The following is a 22,155-nucleotide window of genomic DNA, read 5'->3' as shown; positions in this document are numbered from 1 at the left end:
CCGCGCTAGGGATTGAGGCATCTGCCGGAGCTCCTCCATCAGAGCGACTGCCGAAAGCCCGACAATACCGATAGCTATCGGGAGGGGAGCGCCCTAAAAACCCAAAAAATTATACCTATATATATATTGTGTGGGTTTGTTTATACTATTATCTTTGCGACCTATTTTTAAATGGATTTATGATACAGATTACTTTGCCCGACGGGAGCGTGAAGGCGTTTGAGGAGAATACGACGCCGATGGACGTTGCGAAAAGCATTAGCGAAGGCTTGGCCAGGAACGTGATTTCGGCCAGTTTCAATGGTACAACTGTTGAAACGGTGACACCTTTGACCACAGACGGCGCGTTGGTACTTTTTACCTGGAGAGACGATGACGGGAAGAAGGCATTTTGGCACTCTTCGGCGCACGTACTGGCACAGGCGATTGAGGAATTGTATCCCGGGGCTAAATTGACCATTGGCCCGGCGATTGAAAATGGGTTTTATTATGATGTTGATTTTGGTGAGCACAGCATTTCAGAGAAGGATTTTAAGGGGATTGAGGACAAAATGCTGGAAATTGCTCGTGGGAAACACGATTTTAAGATGCGATCTGTTTCTAAGGCGGAAGCTTTAGACCTATATAAGGGTAACGAATTTAAAACGGAACTGATCGAAAACCTCGAGGACGGGACGATTACGTTTTGTGACCATAGTACATTTACGGATTTATGCCGTGGGGGCCATATTCCGAATACAGGGATTATTAAGGCTGTAAAAGTGACTAGTGTTGCTGGAGCGTATTGGCGTGGTGATGAAAATAAACCACAATTGACGCGTGTTTACGGGATTTCGTTTCCTAAGCAAAAGGAACTTACGGAATATCTTCATTTATTGGAGGAGGCCAAAAAGCGCGATCACAGAAAACTTGGGAAGGAACTCGAGCTGTTTACCTTTTCGCAAAAGGTGGGGCAAGGTTTGCCGTTATGGTTGCCAAAGGGGGCCGCGCTTCGTGAGCGTTTGGAAAACTTTTTAAAGGCAGCACAGAAAAAAGCTGGATATGAAATGGTGGTTTCACCACATATAGGGCAAAAGGAATTATATGTTACTTCTGGGCACTACGCAAAGTATGGCGAGGATAGCTTTCAACCAATAACGACTCCTAAAGAAGATGAGGAATTTCTCTTGAAACCTATGAACTGCCCGCACCACTGCGAAATGTATAATAGTTTTCAGTGGAGCTATAAAGACCTACCCGTGCGTTATACTGAATTTGGCACTGTCTATAGATATGAACAGAGTGGGGAACTTCACGGCTTAACCCGAGTAAGAGGGTTTACACAGGACGATGCTCATATATTTTGTACTCCAGAGCAGTTAGATGCGGAGTTTAAAAACGTCATCGACTTGGTGCTTTACGTTTTTGGTTCATTAGGGTTTGAAAACTTTACGGCCCAGGTTTCTTTAAGAGATCCTGAAAATCCGGACAAATATATTGGTGACGTTGCCAATTGGGAAAAGGCTGAGCAAGCTATTATTAATGCGGCAAAGGATAAAGGTTTAGATTTTGTGATTGAAGAAGGCGAAGCAGCATTTTACGGCCCGAAGCTAGATTTTATGGTAAAGGATGCTTTAGGTAGAAAGTGGCAGCTGGGGACGATTCAGGTGGATTACAATTTGCCGGAACGTTTTGAATTGACTTATAAAGGGAGTGACAATGAGGAACACCGCCCAGTGATGATCCACCGCGCACCGTTTGGAAGCATGGAGCGTTTTGTGGCATTATTGTTGGAACACACAGGAGGAAACTTCCCGATATGGTTGATGCCAGTCCAGGTTAAAATATTGTCGCTGAGTGAGAAATATGAAAAATATTCTGAAAAAGTTTTAAATTTGCTTGAAAATCACGAAATTCGCGCGCTTGTTGACCACCGAAACGAGACTATAGGGAAGAAAATTCGTGAGGCAGAAATGCAGAAACATCCTTATATGCTTATCATCGGTGAACAAGAGGAAAAAGAAGAAAAAATAACTGTGCGCAAGCACGGTGGCGAGGATTTAGGAATGATTTCCATTGAAGCATTCGCCGAAATTATAAAAGAAGATATTAGTAAAACGTTAAAATCGTTCTAACAAATAAAGTTTAATTAAAATTTAGTAAGCCATAGCAATTAGAAGAAGAAGACAGCCCCAAAGAAGGGTAATACAGGAAGACAAGCACAAAATAAACTCCAAAATCACTGCGCAAAAATTGCGTGTAGTTGGGGATAACGTAGAAGTTGGTATCTATACCAAAGGTGATGCCCTGCGACTAGCAGATGAACTAGGTTTGGACCTAGTTGAGATTTCACCTAAAGCGGATCCTCCTGTTTGTAAAATTATGGATTACAAAAAGTTTCTTTATGAACAAAAGAAACGCGAAAAAGCTTTAAAGGCGAAAGCCTCTAAAGTAGTTGTCAAGGAAATCCGGTTTGGACCTCAAACAGATGACCATGATTACGAATTTAAGAAAAAGCATGCAGAGAAGTTCTTGAAGGACGGTGCAAAATTGAAAGCTTTTGTATTTTTCAAAGGACGATCGATAGTATTTAAAGAGCAGGGACAAATTTTATTGTTGCGCCTTGCACAAGATTTAGAGGAGTTTGGTAAAGTGGAGCAAATGCCAAAACTAGAAGGGAAGCGAATGACGATGTTTATTGCTCCGAAGAAAGACAAGAAATAAGTTAGATGCTGAAACGAGACTTCGTCCCGAAAGCTTTCGGGAGCGCTCAGTCTGACAGTTAAGCATAATTAAGATAATTAAGCGCGATAATTAAAAACTAGGAGAAGAAATGCCTAAAATGAAAACAAAATCTAGTGCCAAAAAACGTTTTAAGTTGACGGGTACTGGTAAGATTAAAAGAAAGCACGCTTTTAAGAGTCACATCTTAACAAAGAAGTCGAAAAAGCGTAAGCTTGCGTTAACTCATGATACATTAGTACATAAGAGTGACGAGGATAATATTAAAACCATGTTACGTTTAAAGTAACACAGGTTTTAATTGGTTAAAACAATTTATAAACCCTGGAGTTAGGCTCATTTGATTAACGATTGTAGATTTTTGATTTGCGATTTTAAAAAAATACTAAAGTGTCGATTATCGACCGCCTACTACAAAAACAATTAAAATTATGCCAAGATCAGTAAATTCTGTAGCAAAAAGAGCCCGAAGAAAAAAGGTTCTTAAACAAGCAAAAGGTTACTTTGGAAGACGTAAAAACGTTTGGACAGTAGCCAAAAATGCGGTGGATAAAGCGATGTTATATTCGTATAGAGACCGTAGAAACAAAAAGAGGACTTTCCGCGCTTTATGGATTACGCGTATTAACGCTGGAGCCAGACAACACGGATTGTCTTATTCTCAATTTATGGGTAAATTAAAAGCTAACAATATCGAATTGAACCGTAAGGTTCTTGCCGATTTAGCAATGAACAACCCTGAAGCTTTTAAAGCAATTGTAGATAAAGTAAAATAGGGCGCTTAGCCTATTTGTAAAACATATTTCGCTTAATTTAAAAATCCGATTCGTCCCGATAGCTATCGCGGAGAGTCGGATTTTTTGTTTTTGCTATACTTTGGGTTTCATAAATATTCTGGCTAACAGTGGCATAGGGTCTCTAAATGCAAACCGCAACTGGCTATTTATAACAAGTGATTTAAAGTTGAAAACGAACAACGGATCGGATTTTAACCGTTTAGTAATGCCGTTGATATTTAAATATTTCTTCGTTTTGTAATCTTCAATTTTAACAGTTCTGCCCAAGCTAGTCATCAAATAAAGATTTGGAAAGTTGACGCCGAATACAGCCGACGCGTCTACGTTGTACCAAAACCTTGGATTCATTTCGATGATTCTAAACTTCTTCGAAATCTGATCGTATCGCAAATCCAAATTGGCTACGCCACTCCATTTTAGGGCTTTCATCAACTTTGTCGCCAATTCAAGAACCTCTTGATTATACAAAAACTCCAGTCCAACGGAAGGGCCAAAGACCTTCTGCCCTTTCATCAATCCTTTATGAACAGTGTACGCTATAATTTCTCCTTCACCGCAGAGCACATTACAACATAAATCATAGCCTTCAATAAACTCCTCCACTAAATAATCAATATGAAATTTATTCGATTTGAAGAAAGCTATAACTTCCTCTTCTCTTCGAAATTTTTCAATACCTTCTCCTCCCCCCGAATCCAGAGTTGGCTTGGCTAAGACGGGAAACGCAATTCTGCCATTGGACACGAATTGTTCCCCGGGTTTTACGATTATGCTGTTGCTGGTTTGGATGTGATTTTTTTGCATGAAACGCGACAGCAAACCTTTGTTTAAAGCCGTACAAAAGCTTTCCATTGATGGTAATTTTATCAGCTTTTCTTTCGGTATCAAATGGCTATGCCCAATCAACTTTTCAAAACCTTTTTCAAAAATTGGCAAAACTTTGTCGATATTAAATTTATCCAATTCGTCGTTGATATTTTCAATCCACTCCACATCATTCTTCGCTTTTGGTCTGTAGGTATAATTTTTAACAAATCGGGAGTATCTATATGGACTGTTTTTGAGAGAAGACATCACATAAACCTCCACTCTATCTGCTAGGGAAAGACAATTTAGTACGTTGAACAACAGCGGATTTTCACCGTCAGGAATCAATACTGAAATGACATCTTTTTTCACCTTTTACCACTGGTTTGAACATAATGCACAATACTCAAACTTGACAAATCGACTTTAAAATTCATATTCCAAAAGCTGTAATAACCAGTTTTCGCCCACCCCCACGGTTGCGATGCTCACATAAGTATATGCCCTGCCAAGTACCCAGATTCAACCGCCCATTGGTAATCGGAATTTGAACAGATGCACCTAAAAGAGACGCTTTGATATGGGCCGGCATATCGTCCGAGCCCTCATAGATATGCTCGTAATAAGGGGCATTCTCAGGAACCATTTTGTTGAAATGGTTTTCGAAATCCGTTCTCACGGTGTGATCGGCATTTTCATTTATGGTCAAACTTGCCGATGTGTGTTTGATAAATACCTGTAATTGCCCACTTTGGATTTCACCGATTTCAGGGATTGAATTTAGTACTTCAGAAGTGATTAAATGAAATCCACGTGCATATGGTCTCAAGCGAATTTCCTTTTGAAAACATTTCATATTTCAGATTTGAAAAACTCAAAAACCAATTAAACAGCATCATTGGCGATTTCATCAATGGCGGCCTTAAATTCCTTCCAATCGATCAACCCATCCCCGTCCTTGTCATAACCTTCAATCAATTTTGAAGAGACCAAACCTCTAATAAAACCGTTGATTTCGGCATCCTTTAGCAATCTGACGATTTCACTTTTCGTCAATTTGCCATCACTGTCTTCATCAAAAAACTTGAAAGCTTCTTCGGGAGTTGCAAAGTGATTGGTAATAAGAATCTGGATTTTATTGAGTATAATTTCTTTAGTGGCCATCTAGTTTTAAAATTTATTTGAAACTAAAATAGCGAAAAAGAAATTAATCCAGAGCTACCCCAGCGTTTAATGATGAACAGGATCTTGTGTACAAGGACAGTTACTTATACCTTGTAAAAAGTTTAGTCCAAGGGTTACTACATGGGTTCCTGTATTGTATCCTGCCAAATCATTAGTTGTAATTTGGTAGGCATAACCAAAGTAAAAAATAGATTTTTGGAAACCAATCATCGGGCCTATATTCAATGGTTTGAAGAGCTGATCGTTTAAGTAGCGGTATGAAATTCCTCCCCAATAATAATCACCATAACGGTTGTACTTTCTAAATTTGAAGGTTAAATCCGTTGCTGAGCGCTTATCACTATGAAACCTTTGATAAAAAATGGAAGGTTCGTACTCTAAACCACTCTTATTTGGCCCTCTAAAGGTGTATCCAGAATACAATTGGAAGTTTAACAGTAAGTTCGGCTCGATATTTTCAATGAATTCGTCCAGTTCCTTGCTCAATATATTATTAGCATTAAAACTTACAAAAAGTCCTCCGTAGCGGTATAAAAGTCCAACGTCAAAATTATTGTTGGATCTTCTTCGATCATCCAAAAGTGCTGGTAATGGAAACGGGAGGTTCATATTATCCCTATTGATTTTTTCGACGTCAACTCTAAAATTATTCAAGTTGTAGGAGATTCCGAAGGATAGATATTGCTTTGAATAGTAATCAATAATCAAATGATGGGCGAAGGATACCTTTGCTCCCGATTGCATTGTATAACCGTTGCTATCATTATACAAAGACAAACCAACACCACTTCTATCAGCAATTCTAACATCACCATAAATGGACTGGTTATCGGGTGCATCTTTTATACCAACCCATTGCGTCAATGCATTGGCCCTGATTTTTAAATTGTCCCCTATCCCAGCAAAAGTGGGTGAAACCACGAAATTATTATCTGCCAAGTATTGGGTAAACACAGGTAAGTTCAACTCCTGGGCATATCCCATAGCCATTACCAATATTGCCAGTCCTGTAATTGCCTTTCGCATTATTTTAGTTGTTATTGCTGTCCTCATCTTCTGTTCGTTGGTTTATCTGTAAAGGGTGAAATGCCCAACAAATGATTTATCATTTCGGCTATCGTTTAGGTTTACTACATACCAGTAATCGCCAGTTGGCAGTTCCTTGCCGTTGTACTTACCGTCCCATTTTTGGTTGACGGTCAGGGTGACCACTTTTCTACCATATCTATCGAATATATCATAGGTTAAATCGTCATACTGATTCGCACAACCAGGCCCCCATTGATCCAAGGTGCCATCCCCATTGGGTGTAAAATAGTTTGGAATACACACATCAATAAATTCCATTGGAATGGATGCAGAAACCGAACAGCCATTACTATCGGTTACAACAACCGTGTAAAGACCTGTTTCGTAAATAATAAATGTATTCTCACTTCCGTAGGATTCACCATTCAGTGTGAACTCATAGTTTCCTGTTCCACCGGTCACAATCGCTTCGATTTCGTTAAAGCCCTGACCTTCTCTTAAACTTATGGCTAATGGCTGGTAATCGTCAATATCAAATAGTGCCGTTTGTTTTACACATCCGTTAGTATGCCTTACATCAATGTAATGACTAAACCCGGCCGGTACATTTACAAATACATTGCTCATTTGATAAGTGCCACCGTTCAAGGCATATTCTAAATCTGCGGGATCCACAAGAGTTTCATCTACCGTTACCGTAACTGTATTCGTTGCGCGGTTGTCCACACATCCAAATTCAAGAACCAATTCAGGGTCAAAACTTACCGACTCTGGAAAATCAATTTCAAATTCGGCTTCACAGCCTTCGTTATCACGGATATAAACCACATGATTTCCACCAGCCAATGCCGTAAAATCGAATATGGTTTGGGTCGCCGTTCCAGTTGTATATGGGCCATCATAATTATCCAAACTCACATGGTATGGTAAGCTTCCGCCAGAAATATCTACACTGAAACTTCCATTCATATCACCTTCACAAAGCTCTGGCACAATTGAATTAGGCACTACAGTTAAGAATACCGGTGTGGGTTCATCAATAGCAAAATCTATCACTACGTAACAACCCAATTCATCTTGGGCAATAGCCTGATATGTTCCTGGAGCCAAATCTTCAAAAATTGGTGAATCAAAGAATTGATCCATTTGAGGTGAAATGGCATATTTGATAATACCCGTACCACCAGTTGCTACAATTTCTAAAACGCCATCATTTTGCCCTGTACAAGTTACATTGGTTGTTGTAAAGGTTACATCTAATGGTAATGATGGTTCGGTAATTGAAATCGTTGCCGAAGTGTATAAACAATCACCACTATCCACTCTTACTTGATAATCGCCCACAGGTAAATCCGAAAAGACACCCGGGCTGTTTTGTGTAGCAGGAATGGCATTTCCAGAAGTATCTTGAAGTGTGTAAACATAACTGCCTAAACCGCCTTCGGCCTCCGAAACAATAACACCTGTAGTATCACCAGCACAGTTAATAGTCGCATTTGAAGTATCCAAATTCAAAGTTAAGGTAGGCAATGGGTCATTATCAATTTGATTGGAAACATCAGCAGTACAGCCATTGGCATCCCTTACGTAATATTCGTAACTACCCACCGGAACAGAAAACGTAACTGAATTGGTAAACGTCCCTAATATCGTTGCAAAACTTGCCGTATCACTATAGGTATATGGTCCGTTACCTCCTGTTGCACTTAGTGTTAATGTAGCTTCGGTCAAACAAGTTTGAGTAGTGGCTTTTACCAAAGTTGCTTCAACAGGAGTAGGCTCCGTAATGACAACATTTGGCGAATTAAACGAACAATTATAACCATCCGAAACCGTAATATTATATGTACCCTCCCCTAAATTGCTGAATACAGGCGACGTTTGTGGTCCTGAAGTACTCGCCGTCGGCGCAATCATATTCAGGGTATACGTATAATTACTTCCTTGTCCTCCTGTAACGCTACTCACTGTAATTGTGGCATTGTCATCACCAAAACAAGATAATGTAGTTGGTGTCGCAGAAACAGTAGCATTAATTGGAGGAGGAATCACCAAAGTAATACCATCCGAAGCAATACACCCGCCAGCATCCCTAACATTCACCGTGTAGACACCTGCCGATAAATCAGTAAAAGTTCCGCTAGATGAAAAAGGAACAGTTGATGCTCCTGTCAATTCATATTCATAACTGCCCCAGCCACCACTTGCAATAGCAGTAATGGTACCTTTATCATCATCACAGGTCGCATTTGAAGTTTCAGAAGCAGTCACTGATAGTGGTGCCAAAGGCGACGGAATAATCACTTCCGACGTTGCAGAACAGAATGGGCTGGCCGTTTGGGTGATAACCACAGAATAAGTTCCCGAAGTCATTCCCGATACTGTCAATGGGTTCGTTGAGGTATTAGCTGAAACTACTCCAGTTACCGAAGTAGATGTACTGTCAAAAACTTCATAAGTATAAGGCCCAGAATAGCCTGCAATATTCAATTCAAAACTTCCCGTATTATCACTAAAACATGTTATTGCTGAAGGTGTTGTAGCTACTATTGGCGGCACTGCTTCAGGTAAAACCACTTCAACATCAGCAAAACAAGTATTCGCATCTGTTATCGTAATGGTATACGTTCCTGAAGGCACACCGGAGAATACGTTTCCTGTTAAAGTTACCCCGGCAGGGCTTGGACTAATCGCATAAGTATAAACGCCTGTTCCTCCTGTACCGGTAATCGTGATTTCGCCATCATCATTGTTACAAGTTGGCAATGCAGTAACAGCAGGGGTTAAATCTACTGGTGGGGCAATATCTACAGTAACTAAATTTATACAGCCATTAGCGTCTTGTATTTCAACTGTGTGCGTGCCCGATGCCAAATTGGAAATGGTGAACGGTGCGGTACGCGTTTGAAATGCACCACCATCAATACTGAAACTATAAGGCAGAATTCCAGCCGAAGTTAGTGTCACGTCAATTTCAAAATTGCCTTCCGTCACCGTACATTGGTTATTTAGCGTAGCTGAAATAACTGGTTCTGGGTCTTGAGGCAATACAATAGCCGATGTAGTTCTGATACAATCGTAGGCATCCTTTACGTGAACATAATATGTATTTGCATCCAAATTAAACGTATTTGCAGATGCCCATAATGGATCAGAAGCCAACGGAGCCGTTGCCGTAGTTGTAATTTGAAAAGCATATGGTGGCGTACCATCTCTGGCAATCGCACTGATTAATCCAGAATTTGGGTTACAATTTGCGTTGTTATCCACTGTAGCTGTAATACTCAAATCAATTGCAGATTCAGTAATATTGAAAGGCACCGTTACTACCCCACAGCCCGCATTTGGGCCACTGGTTTCGGTAATATTTACAAAATATGTTCCGAAAGGTAACGGCCCTAGATTTGATACGGAAAGTGAACCACTAGCTGGCACACTACCCGAGCCTGTAATTCCTGTTGTCACCAATGACAAAGAATTGAATATCTCGTAATCTACATTGGTAGCACCCACATAGATACTATTAATAGTGAAGGACACATTGCCATCCGCACTTCCCACACAGGTAATATTACTGGAGGTTAAACCTGTCGCCGTCAACGTTGAATTTGTGGGTACGGACGCTGTCGCAGTTTCGTAATAACTACATCCCGTTGATACGTCAAACACAATAAACGTGTAGGTTACGCCCGGAATCAATCCTATAAATGTGGCGCTTTGACTACCGGGAGTATCTTCCGCTACCCAAGTGCCTCCTGGCGGCGGCGGCGGAACAACTCCTCTATAAATATCGAAGAAGAACGGACCAGTACTCGACAAAGTTGTTCCAATACCCACTATGGCCTCTCCTCCTGTTGTACAATTTACAACAGTGTTTACTGAAATATCCAAATCATTCGGTGGAGATGCTACAAGTACATCCTGCATCAATACAGAACAGCCATTGGAGTCCACAACATTAATTTGATACAATCCAAAATCGACAACATCGAAAGTGGTAGATGTAGTTCCAGAAGCATTTAATTCCGTGGCTGAATATCCATTGGTACCCGTTACATAATAATTATATGGTGCCGTTCCTCCTGAAACACCCTGCACAATAACTGAACCTTTGGATATACCACCACTTGAGATATCACAAGTAATTGGTAAAGAGGTATGGTTCACAACAATTGGACTTGGTTCGGCTATGATTATGGTTTCAGTATCCTCACAGGAGTTCACATCTGTCAAGGTAATTGTGTAATTACCTGCAGGTAAACCAGAAGTTTGATTACCATAATTCGTACCCGACGTATCGTTGTTCACATTGATAACAAATGGCGGCGTACCCACACTGTTGTTAATAGTAATATCTAACGCTCCAGTATTGTCCCCATTACATAAAATATCTTGTGGTATAACAGATGTAATTTCAGGTAATGAAATGGCATTTATCGTTTGAACTGAAGAATCTACCGTACAATTGTTGGCATCTGTAATTCTGAACTGGTATTGACCATCAACAGGAACACTATGTGAAAAAGTGGTTCCAACAATAGAAGTTGAACCTCCGAAAGCACCGCCGTTAAATGATACTTCATAAGTAAATGGTGCAGTTCCTCCAGAAATAGTTCCATCTATTACACCTTCAGGTGAGGCCGTACAATCCAAATTCTTAGTAATAATTGTACTTACAGTCAATGGCGGTAATGGTGAAATGGTATATGTTTCACTGTATTCACAGTTATTGGTATCCCTAACTTGGAAGGTGTAAGTATCTGGTGCCAATCCAGCAAAAAGGTTTGATGATTGATATGCTGTACTTGCTCCCGAAGGTGCAATAATTCTGTATTCTAAAGGACTTGTGCCACCAGTGGCAGTCAATGTTACATCCGAAGTATTCGCAGGACAGGTAATTGGCGTACTGATGAAATCCAAATCTGTTGGGGGATTTAACGAATCAACTACTATAGGTGCCGCAACGAAAGTACAGATATTGGCATCGCGAACTGTAACCGTATAGGTTCCATTGGTTAGCCCTGTAAATGTTGTCCCTGTTTGATAATTTATGCCATCGATACTGTATTCATAAGGTGAAGTTCCCCCAGTAACACCGGAAACCGTAATCACACCTGAAGATGTACAAGTATAAGGAGTGGTTAAGGTAACCGTGCCATTGACTGCATCTAGGGCAGTAATGGTAACCGTTTGTGGTGCTGACGTACATACATCTGTGCCACTGGTATATTCCACAACCACTTCATAATCTCCAGCTATCAATCCATTAAAGACGGATGAATTTTCAAAAGTTGTACCATTGTCGATACTATAACGTAATGTATTCCCATTTGGGTTACTGACATTAATATTTATACTACCCCTATCAGGCACATCTGAACATAAAATATCTGTCGAGCTCACTGTGAAATCAGGAGCTGGAGTATCATTCACAACAATGGAAGCCTCAGCCTCACAATTATTAAAATCCACTACTCTTACAGTGTAAGTACCGGCAGTGGGCACATCAATTGTTGGTATACTTTGGAAAGTGGAAGCACCATTCACAAAGTAATAATATGGAGGAGTCCCTCCTACTGGATAAGCAGTTATTTCGCCATTGGTACAGGTTAAAGGCGTGGTCAATGCCAAGGTAACATCCAATAATGGCGGTTCAATGATTTCGATATCGCCCGTGTAGGTACAACCATCCTCTGTAGATACGTTTACCGCGTATGTACCAGGATTTAAGTTGGCAAAGGTATAATTATTGTCATTAATTGGGCCAACACTATTCACCAGTGTTGCACCATCATAAATGGAATAAAAATACTGCGGACGCACATCGTTCGCCGCCAAAATCACACTTCCTCTTTCACCATGACATAAGGGTTGTGTCACATCCACAGATACTGTAAAATCGCGTTCTCGAATTTGCACATCTGGTACTGTAAAAATACAGGGGTTGGTCGTTATCCCAGTCTGTCTGACGTAAACCGTATAAATTCCGGCTGTATTTACGCTAAAGGTATTACTGGATTGGAAGTTGGTACCATCAATGCTAAACTCATATCCTGATGGTACTCCCCCAACGGTGATTTCTCCAGGAGTTGTACAATAGATATCCCTTGAAGTTACCGTTGGCACTAATAAATTCTCATATACATTAAAATAGAATTGGTTGAAACAACCACCAGCATAGTTTAATGTTAATCGGTACTGCCCTGCCGTATCGGCGTTGTAGTCCGGTCCAGTAGCCACCTGGGTCCAAGTACAGGCATTATCTTCATTAGCACAATCGGGGTTGGCCACTGCCGTACAACTTGACTCGTCCAATACTTCCCAAATCATTGAAGATGTATCGGTGATGTTCGTTTGAATAAACCTTGAATCATTGGCACCACATAAAAAGATATTTGGCAATTCCTTTCCGTCATTGGGACAAATCACAACTTCATCTGCAAAAGGAATGACAGGGTTGGTAACATTCGCTCCGAAAAGCGTCACGTTAAATATTTGCGTGATAGATTGACATGGTGCCGTAGCCGCATTATAAACATAGTAAGTTCCTGTTTGGGTAACGGTCAATGATTGGTCGGTTCCAATTACTGGTGTTAAGGACGGACTGGTGGACCATGTATAGGAATCATAACCATCCCCAGCTGTCAATACGGTACTATCGCCACAAAGGGCGACTTCTTCAGTAAAATTACAATTCAAGTCAGCAAGAAAATTGGTAGCTCGAGGTGTCAACAAGCAACCTGAGGCACTGTTATAACTCGGGTCATCTGAAATCACGAAGTCTGGATTAATCGTTCCTCGATAGGTAGCATAAGCCTGGTTATCAATAATATTGGAACAAGCATCCGTTAACAAACTACAAGCTGAAACTACGGTTACCCTAAACCTGATATCCTGCGCCGGATCATTTTCCTCAACGATGGACCGGTCCACTCTAAATACAATCTCACGGGTTGACGCATCATAGCTTTCCACCGTTACCCCTGTGGGCAATGACAAAATATCCGCAGGGTAATTAAATACAATATTTATAGGAAGTATATCCCGAATGGTCAAATCCGTTGCATCGTCGTTTCCTGTATTTTGAAAACCGATGACGTAATTCAGCTCATCACCTAAATCGACCAATTGGCCTTCAATATTATTGCCAAGTTCATCCTCTACGATTTTGGTCAAAACAATATTTGGTGCTATAATTTCAATAGCGAAGGCACTGAAATAGAAATAATAAATATCCAGATTACTACCCAGACTTATGGAAGCGGTAGTGTCTCCATTTCCGATAATAGTATTTCCCGCATTTGGAATATTGATAATTCCGGCATCAAAACCAAGCGTGTTCGTACCATCTGGAACCCTATCGAAAAAGAGTTCAGGGGTATTCGTTGCAGGGTCAATAATGGATACCGTACTGTTGAAAAAGTTGTTTCCGGGCCGTATAACAGTACCCGAATTATCGGTGGCGTTAATTGTATTTCCATTCAATGTTAAATAATCGCCCGTGTATCTTCTATCCCCTTCAATGGTACTAAAAGCATACTTTGCACGCACAGGCCCCACAGGAATCGTTTGAAATCCTGAAATAGGAAAGGTCTCGTTAATGACACTGGTGATCTTTGTAAAACCGTCAAATGAGGTAATGTATTTACTCGGTAATAAAGGATCTTCATATATAACGAAAAGCGACCAACCTGCAGACAATCCCTCGGAATTTGGTTTTGGACCAACCAATGACGAAATATTGGCTACACCATAAGTTCCCTCGGGATCAGGCAAAGCCGTTAGCATATCCGTTACATCATGATAATAGACATAAGTATTGGACTCACGGTTATTTGGAGCATTCTGAAAATAAATCTCTGTTCCGGTGATATCTTGATATGAACCGCCGGGTAGTTTAAATTTGATATCTGAAATGGGGTCAGGCCCGTTCACAACTGCACTCCAGTACAGTCCTGCATATACAATACGATAACAAGTCACATAATCGGGTACATCCAAATCTGCAGTACTGGAATTAAAAGTCGTTGGGTCTCCATCAATGTCCACATAAACCGCGGCATCAATCCTATCATTGGTATTGTTTCCATTATAGGGGTCGGACACATGTATCCCCACATTACTATTACCTATCAACAGCATATCCCCTTTGATGGCCTCATCATACCTTGGCACATATGGCACGTGGTTTTGCGCGAGACACTGTAGACTCAAAAGGAGCGCTAAGACAGGTACACCGAATTTTACATAAGTAGGCTTTTTCATTTTAATTTCGTTTTGTGCTTCCTTCAGTTGGGGGAGCCAAAGGAAACGGGCTAGTTAATTTAATTTCTAATTCTCGATTTTTACGAGAGACGTGTTTTTATCATAAGGTTGTTTAGCATTAGATTGCATTTCTTGTTTAGCTTGATTTATATTGTTAAACTTTTTGTGATAGATGTAATATTGATTCGTTTTTACATCAAAGAAAAAATCAATATTCTTTTGTCCGAGCGATACCACTTTAGTTAAGAACTCATCACGTTTTTCAACATCGCTATGAACGGCAATTACTAGGTAATAACCAGGTTCGGCATTCAAAATATTCTTAACAATCTTGATATTATCATTTTGTTGCTCACCAAAATCAAAATCAGCTTCAGAAAGTGGCTCGTCGGCGTCATTAGTAAATCTTTTGATACGCTCTAGAGCACCTCTATCCTTTTCATAACGGTCTTTTTCATTGTCATAAGCTGCACGTTTGATGCGCCTTCTTCGTTCCACCTCGGTCTTCACCTTAATATCTTCCAGGTTAGCCACAAGCTCTTTTTTGTACATTTTGATTTTAGCTTGCTCTGCCTTTAATCTTTCTATTTCCTTCAGATAGAAAGCATTAACTGGATCTGTTTTACTTCTCACTTTCTTCTTTCTTGTGAGATAAACGGCCTCCAATTCTATTAGCTGAGCCTCCTGGTCTTCGATGGTTTTATCGATATCTTCTATCAGTTTTTCAATGGCTGCATTTTCAGCACTTACACTTTTGAAAGCTTTAGGTTGCTTAAAGATGCCTTTTTCGCTTAAGTCATTTTCTTCTTTTAAATCATCTAAATCCTGCTGCTTCACAGCTACTTTATCAGATAATCTCTTCAGCAATTCCTGTTGTGCTTTTTTGGCATTTTCTGTTGCCTCAGCCATAGCTTTCATGGTTTTGGACTCGGCATCCTCAGCTTCGGGAGTAACTGTAGCTTCGGCTTCTCTTCGTTTGGCTTCAGCAATTGCCTGAGCTTCTTGCGCCGCTTTTAAACGTTCCGCTTCCTCCCTGGCTTTGGCTTCAGATTCAAGTCGCGCCTTTTCTTGGGCTTCCTGTTCGGCTTTCAATCTCGCTTCTTCCTCTGCCTTGATGCGTGCCGCTTCTTCTGCCACTTTTGCTTTTTTATCTGCTTCGGCTTTTTGTTGCGCTTCTAAACGTTTTATTTCCGCTTCGGCCTGGGCTTTAATTCTTGCTTCTTCCTCAACTTTTTTCTGGGCTTCCAACTTTAATCTTGCTTCCTCAGCAGCTTTCACTCTTGCCTGTTCTTGAGCCTTCAATCGTGCGGCTTCTTTTTTGGCAGCCTCATCAGCCTTTCTCTTGGCTTCGGCCAATTGCCTTGCCTTCTCTTCGGCTTCTTTTTGTTTTTGCTGTTCTGCCAATTTTATCTTAGCATCTTTTTCAGCCTTCAATTTGGATTCTTCCTCAGCTTTCGCCGAAGCTATTTCTCGTGCTTTCGCCTCTGCTTCCTGTTTTAATTTTGTTTCTTCGACCTCTTCCTTCTTAGCTTGTGCCAGTTGCGCTTTTCGCTGTTCTTTTAACTTGGCATTTGCAATTCTATTCGCTCTAAACTCAGCATCCGAACTACTGTTAGCCTTTCTTTTGGCAACGTTCGCCTTTCTTTTATTTGGAGTAATTAGTGCCGTTTCTTCGCTCTCGTCGGCGTAGTTAAAACGTCGGTCATTTTTAAATCGGTATGCCAAGGTAAATTCGTGGGAACTTCCAAATTCCGAAAACCCACCAGCTGCTTTTTCATAGTTGTATTCAAAAGCGATGGACTTGGTGATATTCAATCCAATCCCAGCGGAAATACCGAATTTCGTATTGTACCCCGCTTGTGCCCAAATCCCCTTTGGAACAGCCAACATGGCCATACCAGATATTACTGTTTCATCTTTTTTGAATTCCGACCTTATCAAGGCTGAAAATTTACTCATATCAAAGAAACCTCGCGAATTCATGTATCCCGTGTACATCACATGGGGCTGTATACCTTGTTCGGGGTTTTCCTCAATTATTTTAGAGCTGGTCAAATTATAGGCCACCAAATTGTTGACAGATACCCCAAAATCGAAAAAGCCAGTGCCGTAATTTATGCCTGGATTAATAGTGATTACTGAATTGGACTCTATATTGTTTAGTGCGGGGTCAGGAACATTTGTGACTACTCTTCCATCATTTATACCACTTTGATAAAACCCTGCATTGAGACCAAAGGTAAAATTGCTTTCCCGATTTATAACTGCATTGTACGCAAAGTTGACCACTCCTCCAAAGTTTGAAAACACCCCGTAATTCTGCTGGAACAGGCCAATACCGGCTCCAATATTTTCCCTAAACCTTCCTGAGTAGCTGAACAAATATGTCTGAGGGGCATCTTCAAATTGCACCCACTCCCGTTTATTGCTAAAGCTTGCAAATCTGTTGCTTTCCCTAACAAAACTAAAGGTTGGATTGACCACAAAACGGTTAAACCTTAGAGAATTTCTAACGGGAAGTGCCAACGCAACAACTCCATCCTCTTGAGAATGGAACTGTTGTATCGTACAGAAGAATAAAAACATATATAATAAATATTTGTTCATTTTATTTCACTACCGTTATCGATCCTTTTAGGGTCTGCTGGCCTCGTGTTGTTATGATGTAATAATATATCGGGTTAACATCCTTAAAATCCAATTGATTTTGAGGCCAGTTATTTTGATAATTATTGGTTAATAATACTTTTTTTCCTTGGGCATTGTAAATGGCCACTTCGGTTCCTGTTCCTCCCAAATATTCTGGGGGTAGAATCCATGTGTCATTAAAACCGTCGTTATTGGGGCTCACCAAATTTGGGATATTATCCGCAGGTGGACTCAATAGAAACTCATGCTGGCTGGAAGACACACATCCGTTGGTTTGTGTGACCACTGCCATATAGTTTCCGGTTTGCATGGCTTCATATGAATTGCTTGATGCACCAGAAATCAACTCATTATTTCTGTACCATTTGTATTCAGGATTTAAAGCATCGGAAGTTATGGTCACCATAACTGTTTCTCCTTCACCCAAAATAGAATTTCTTTCTATATCGATACTACTTGAAAACCCTTCGCTATTCAAATTAATAGATGCATTTTCGGTACAATTCCCTAAATCTATCCGAACAGAATATTCACCCGATTCGTCAGTTATATACCTTTGCTCTGTTGCTCCTGAAATTGCCTCGCCGTCTTTAAACCATTGATAACTATTACCAGAAATGGCACTTAAAGTTGTTGCCCCTTCACTGGTACAAAATGGATTGCCCAAACTAGAATTAATAGTTGAGGATGTGCCTGTACTGGATTCGTTTACCGTAACCCGGTTTGAATAAGAACTTGAGGTACAAGTACCATAATCGGTTTTCACAAAATATGTTCCTGGTTCATTTACAGACAAACTCTCTCCATCGGCCACATAAACATAGGTAGTTGGGCCAGTCTCCTTATACCATTTAAAGGTTAAAGAAGGGTATTGTAAAGGTGAATCGTTAGTGGGGTCTCCCGGGTTATCTATAGTTAATAAATAACTTCCTCCAGTACAGTACACCCCTGTTTCTATTAAATTGTTGATAGAAAATGGCGTATCCTGCAACTTATAATATGCCGCAAATGCATTGGAGCTGCTACTTGTAGCAGATGGAGCCGTACTTTTGATTCTTAGTTTATAAGCCTCTCCCGATACATCGGTTGGAAAGGCAAAGGTTAATGTTGCAGGCGAAGTTGTAACACTTCCTGCAGACGAGGTATAGATTATTTCAGCATTTGAAAAACTACCTGAGGAATCTGACAGCTCAATTATAAACTGGTTTGTCCCCTCCAACTCCGCCTCGGGAGAAAAAGAAAACGAAACGTTATACGTATTAAAAGATGGGTTGGCACATGCCTGGCTAAAACCAAGATTTGGCTTCGCAATAGCGATTTGCGCCTTTACCGAAGTGGTCAAGACACAAACGAAGAAAATTTTAAAAAAAAGAGTAAAGTTCCTCATGCCATTTTATTTTCATATTAAATAAAACGTCTAGGAACAGCACTCTCTAAAGATTTATGAGAAAGTAAACCCAGAAAAATGAACGACCTAGAGTTCTATCAATCTATTGCGTTTTTTAATTCAACTTTTATTAATCGTCTCTTAAATCCGGATCTGCATTTGAGGCGATAATCTTGTTGATTCTCAACCTAAAATCTGGCCTATTGTAATTGTTTATATCTATAAAAGTTTCCGCGTGGTCGCTTTTAGAGTATACATTAAAAAACGTACTATTGCCATACCAGTTTTCCAAGTCGTCATTATTGGAATTGTTTTCAACAAAAATGTTTCCGTTACAGTTGTTAAAATACATTTCGGACAGCTTTATCTTATCTAAACTATCTTGATTGATATAGATATCTTCATCCAATATCACGGCAGGATTGAAACCGGAAACAACACTTTTGAATATATCCAACTCAGCATTGTCGCCAACATAGACGGCCTCCTTGATCAAATTCATTTTAATATCTGCCTCAAGCGTTTTACTTTCGTTGACAAATGTTAAGTTTTTTGCCTTCACGAAAGTAGTGGGCTTAGAAAAGTCAAATTCTTCTTTTTGGTCGTAGGCAAGCACTTCCAAACAGTTGGCTCCCATACCATTTGATGCATAAGGTGATCTAACGGCTAAGGAGTTATTTAAAATTGCCCTTGCCCCATGATTGAACCTAAAATCTGTACCGTGGGATTTAAAGGACACAAAATTGTGCAGATCCACCTTACCACCCCATACCTCAAAAGCATTTCCCTCTGAGTGGCTTACCATAATATGATCCAGTTTAGTATAATTACCAACACCTGCCAATAAAAGCCCGCTAAAATAGTCCTCTTCGGAAAGTCTTCTTCCAGCAAATTCTATTCTCACATATTTTATAATACCCGAACTACATTCCAAGCTATCACCGCCAAAATTGGTGTGCGCATAGTCGGCAGGTTTAAGTTTTGGGTGATAGGCGGTTACAGACCCTGAGCTGTACCTATTGATCGGGGCCTCTCCTAAAATTGTTAAGCCTCCCCAATCGCCGGGACGTTTCACACTTCGGCTGGATGAAAAAATAATGGGATCTGTAGACGCTCCCTTTGCAATAATAGTTGATCCCTTTGAAATCGTTAAACTACCATTGGTTTTGAAATCTCCAAGGATTACGGTGCCTGGTTCTATGGTAAGCGTAGCGTTATTAGTAACAAAAACGCTGCCCAACAGTAAGTAAACCTCTCCTTTGCGGAGTATTGTACTTTCTGAAATGTTGCCTGCCAGTATTTGGGTGGGTTCTCCGTAATCCTCTTGATGCGGCTTAAACTCGGTCCAATTGTTCAACCAATTGTCCACGCCGATTATACCTTTTTCTTGTTGCGCAAAAACAATCGGCGTTACGAGAAGAAAGAAAAACACGATTTGGGTAAAGTTTTTCATAATTGAAAATTTATAATTCTGTCAATAAAATGTTTCACATAAGTAATGAATCAAAACTAACATTAAAATCCATGAAATACCAATTATTTCGATGAAATACACTTTTACACAACAATTTTAGGGTGTTTTTTCGATGAAATACACTTTTAAAAGTTGAATTTATAACAAAACAGAAAAAGACTACATGAAAATGAATCGGAAATTCTTTATGAATTTTTCAATAAAAAAAAGCAAAATAATTCCTCAGGCTCAAAGCTCCTAACGAAACAAATATTTCCTAAAGCAGAAAATATTTAAACTATCTTAATATCATCTATTAAGATTGGCAGAAAAACATATGGATACTAAAAACTAGTGGAACTCGCTGTACTGGTGCAACGATTTTAATGTTTCTTCATAAAATATAATTGCCGCAACCAAATCATCAGTATCAGAATAAGGCAACATTCTATGCTGGAATTCTGCTGTATCTTCCAAAAACTTATCGGTAGATTCGAATTGCTCCTCCAGTGATTTTCTATTATCATTGTCATTGGGGATACCCAATGACGACATGGTTACTCCTGGTTTAGTAGCAAAGGCAATGTATGGCATTAATTTCACCAAACTTTCGATCCTTTCTATATATAGCTCCAAAAGCTCTCCTTTGTGCATGCGATCCAATTCTGATTTATTGTGATATTTTTTTATCGCAACATCGTCCCTGATGATACTTTTCTCGCCTTTTTTCTTTTGGGCAAAACACACACTCGATACTAAAAGCAGGCAAAAACTAACAAAGATTAATTTCGTTTTCATGGATATGATTTAAGGGTTCTGGCCGCTAATTTATGTAATTTATCGTAAAAAACAAGCGTTTTATCGATTTTTTTATAGTAAATTTGACCTCGCAAAGAAAAGTATCGCTGTCAATATAAAATTAATAAACCTTATTACATTCGGTTATTTTACATGCTTACTTTTGTGCCGATTAATAAATTAGACTATGAATTTATCCCAAGTAAAACTGATCGTTTCTGATATGGATGGTACATTATTGAATTCCAAACATGAAGTTAGTAGGCGCTTTTTACAACAATTCAATATCCTAAATGCAGCGGGTGTTCTATTTGTCGCCGCCAGCGGCAGACCTTTTTATGGTATTACGGACAAACTATCAGAAATACAGGATCATATTATAATAGTGGCCGAAAATGGTGGTTTGGTGGTTAAGAATGGTACCATCCTGTCATCAAATCCCTTGCGACCTCAAAATTTTGATCTCATAGTAGAAACCATTAGCTCGATTGAAGATGCACATCCAGTCTTCTGCACCAAAAATCAGGCCTATGTCATGAGCAAATCTCAACCATTGTTGAATTTACTTTCTGAATATTACGCCAAACATACCCTGATTAATTCCGTTGCGGACATAAAAACCGAAGTATATAAAGTAGCGTTGTTCCATGAAAATAGTTCTTCAGAATTTATTTATCCCCATGTAAAGCACCTAGAATCTGATTTTAAGGTGAAACTCTCTGCAACGCATTGGGTTGATATCTCAGAAAACATTGCGAATAAAGGGTACGCTATTGAACTTATACAGGATCAATTTGGTATCAACCCAGAGGAAACACTTGCATTTGGAGACTATAATAACGACCTTGAAATGCTTGAAAATGCTTATTTTAGTTACGCGATGGAAAACGCCCATCCAAAGGTAAAATCTACAGCCAGATTTAAAACTAAATCTAATAATGAATTTGGGGTTGAAGTCATTTTGGAACAGTTGATTAAGGAAAAAAACTTATGTTCAAAAAGGATGAATCAAACCTAAGTTTTCTGTGCCCAAGGCGCAACCATTCATTGTTTTTTACATCTAC

The 22,155-nt window shown here is 39.8% G+C and carries 14 protein-coding genes; 5 read left to right on the top strand and 9 right to left on the bottom strand.

What is annotated here, in order from left to right:
- Window positions 1–179 precede the first annotated feature (179 nt).
- The 4 genes from thrS (at window position 180) to rplT (ending at window position 3,497) form a co-directional block, all read left to right on the top strand.
- Window positions 180–2,114 carry a threonine--tRNA ligase gene (gene thrS, locus H7U19_RS05480; protein ID WP_186559799.1) on the top strand — a complete coding sequence of 645 codons (1,935 nt, stop codon included), beginning with the start codon at window positions 180–182 and terminating at the stop codon, window positions 2,112–2,114.
- Window positions 2,115–2,184: 70 nt separating this feature from the next.
- On the top strand, window positions 2,185–2,703 hold the full coding sequence (gene infC, locus H7U19_RS05475; RefSeq protein WP_343069079.1) for a translation initiation factor IF-3: 519 nt from the start codon (window positions 2,185–2,187) through the stop codon (window positions 2,701–2,703).
- Between the two features lie 109 nt (window positions 2,704–2,812).
- Window positions 2,813–3,010, top strand: coding sequence for a 50S ribosomal protein L35 (gene rpmI / locus H7U19_RS05470; protein WP_129761794.1), 198 nt, complete (start codon window positions 2,813–2,815; stop codon window positions 3,008–3,010).
- 142 nt (window positions 3,011–3,152) lie between these two features.
- Window positions 3,153–3,497, top strand: a complete 345-nt coding sequence (rplT, locus tag H7U19_RS05465) for a 50S ribosomal protein L20 (RefSeq protein ID WP_186559797.1) — start codon at window positions 3,153–3,155, stop codon at window positions 3,495–3,497.
- 93 nt (window positions 3,498–3,590) lie between these two features.
- On the opposite strand, the gene H7U19_RS05460 is transcribed toward rplT, so the two are convergent.
- The 9 genes from H7U19_RS05460 to H7U19_RS05420 form a co-directional block, all read right to left on the bottom strand.
- Window positions 3,591–4,697, bottom strand: coding sequence for an ATP-grasp domain-containing protein (locus H7U19_RS05460; protein ID WP_186559795.1), 1,107 nt, complete (start codon window positions 4,695–4,697; stop codon window positions 3,591–3,593).
- A gap of 61 nt (window positions 4,698–4,758) precedes the next feature.
- Window positions 4,759–5,181, bottom strand: a complete 423-nt coding sequence (locus H7U19_RS05455) for a secondary thiamine-phosphate synthase enzyme YjbQ (RefSeq protein WP_186559793.1) — start codon at window positions 5,179–5,181, stop codon at window positions 4,759–4,761.
- Between the two features lie 29 nt (window positions 5,182–5,210).
- Window positions 5,211–5,489, bottom strand: a complete 279-nt coding sequence (locus H7U19_RS05450) for an EF-hand domain-containing protein (RefSeq protein ID WP_186559791.1) — start codon at window positions 5,487–5,489, stop codon at window positions 5,211–5,213.
- Between the two features lie 66 nt (window positions 5,490–5,555).
- Window positions 5,556–6,536, bottom strand: coding sequence for a PorP/SprF family type IX secretion system membrane protein (locus H7U19_RS05445; protein WP_186559789.1), 981 nt, complete (start codon window positions 6,534–6,536; stop codon window positions 5,556–5,558).
- 42 nt (window positions 6,537–6,578) lie between these two features.
- A complete protein-coding gene (locus H7U19_RS05440; RefSeq protein ID WP_186559787.1) occupies window positions 6,579–14,804 on the bottom strand; it encodes a T9SS type B sorting domain-containing protein in 8,226 nt (2,741 codons plus the stop codon).
- Window positions 14,805–14,870: 66 nt separating this feature from the next.
- Window positions 14,871–17,411, bottom strand: a complete 2,541-nt coding sequence (locus tag H7U19_RS05435; RefSeq protein ID WP_186559773.1) for a PorP/SprF family type IX secretion system membrane protein — start codon at window positions 17,409–17,411, stop codon at window positions 14,871–14,873.
- 1 nt (window position 17,412) lies between these two features.
- Window positions 17,413–18,840 (bottom strand): T9SS type B sorting domain-containing protein, encoded by a 1,428-nt coding sequence (locus H7U19_RS05430; RefSeq protein WP_186559765.1) that lies wholly within the window; start codon window positions 18,838–18,840, stop codon window positions 17,413–17,415.
- Window positions 18,841–18,970: 130 nt separating this feature from the next.
- Complete coding sequence (locus H7U19_RS05425) at window positions 18,971–20,293, bottom strand: hypothetical protein (protein WP_186559763.1); 1,323 nt, start codon at window positions 20,291–20,293, stop codon at window positions 18,971–18,973.
- 351 nt (window positions 20,294–20,644) lie between these two features.
- Complete coding sequence (locus H7U19_RS05420; protein WP_186559761.1) at window positions 20,645–21,091, bottom strand: hypothetical protein; 447 nt, start codon at window positions 21,089–21,091, stop codon at window positions 20,645–20,647.
- Between the two features lie 187 nt (window positions 21,092–21,278).
- Here H7U19_RS05420 and H7U19_RS05415 point away from each other — a divergent pair, with 187 nt between their 5' ends.
- Window positions 21,279–22,109, top strand: coding sequence for an HAD family hydrolase (locus tag H7U19_RS05415; RefSeq protein WP_186559759.1), 831 nt, complete (start codon window positions 21,279–21,281; stop codon window positions 22,107–22,109).
- Window positions 22,110–22,155: the final 46 nt, after the last annotated feature.

Origin of the sequence: Hyunsoonleella aquatilis (assembly GCF_014270105.1) — a bacterium.
Lineage (GTDB): Bacteria > Bacteroidota > Bacteroidia > Flavobacteriales > Flavobacteriaceae > Jejuia > Jejuia aquatilis.
The sequence above is the reverse complement of the archived record's forward strand: the minus strand, read 5'-3'. Positions and strand labels throughout refer to the sequence as shown.